The 789-nt window shown below is 73.6% G+C and carries 1 protein-coding gene; it reads right to left on the bottom strand.

Annotated features, from left to right (window positions below; all coding sequences use genetic code 11):
• Positions 1-114: 114 nt before the first annotated feature.
• Positions 115-789: DUF1707 SHOCT-like domain-containing protein (locus DPA01S_RS16105; RefSeq protein ID WP_311199455.1), on the bottom strand; the 675-nt coding region annotated here is incomplete at its 5' end.

The following is a 789-nucleotide window of genomic DNA, read 5'->3' as shown; positions in this document are numbered from 1 at the left end:
TGCGGGGCGGATCCCCAAACGCTTCTGGGCGCAGGCGTCCAGCCCGCCGGTCGACTGAGGCCCTACCGGCCGCCCGACAGCATGCGCGCGACCCGCCCGCCACCCCGCCGGCGGTCAGTCCTCGCTGCGCGGCACCCGCCGCACGCCGATCCCGCCCATGAGCGCCAGCCCGGTGACCCGGATGACCGGGGCGCCGGGCGGGGCCTGGCGGACCGGTCGCGGATCGGGCTTCCAGCTCCCGGACTCCTCGCCGAAGCCCCCCATCAGCCCCAGGCCCTCGATCTCCACATGGATGTCGTCGGGGACGTAGATGTCGATGCCGCCCATGATCGCGAACGCCCGGATCGTCGTCTCGTGGGACTGCAACGAGGCGCCACGCAGGTCGATCTCGATGCCGCCCATCAGCGCGAACGCGGTGTGCACGGAGGGAAGGGTCCACGCCCCCGCCCGCTCGACGCCTCCCATGATCGCCAGCGAGTAGGCGGGCCCGCTGGCCCCGGTGACGCCCCCGGTGACGCGACGCGCCGGGGCCCCGTGCGGCCGGGTCGCGGGCGTCGAGTCGTGCTCGTGGTGGGCGATTGGCAGGTCGTGCGTCAGCTCGATGAGCTCGGACCGGAAGCGTGCGGCGTACGCCCGCGAGGTCCGGTCATCGAATTCGGCGAGCGTGAGCCTCCCCTCCGAGAAGGACTCCCGGAGGAGCTTGGCGGTGGCGTCGCGCTCGGCGTCGGAGGCGCGGACCGACGGCAGATGGCGATCCGGCTCGGGCGTGACGTCATCCATGGTCACGAG

Origin of the sequence: Dietzia papillomatosis NBRC 105045 (genome assembly GCF_001570845.1) — a bacterium.
Taxonomy (GTDB): Bacteria; Actinomycetota; Actinomycetes; order Mycobacteriales; family Mycobacteriaceae; genus Dietzia; species Dietzia cinnamea.
The sequence above is the reverse complement of the archived record's forward strand: the minus strand, read 5'-3'. Positions and strand labels throughout refer to the sequence as shown.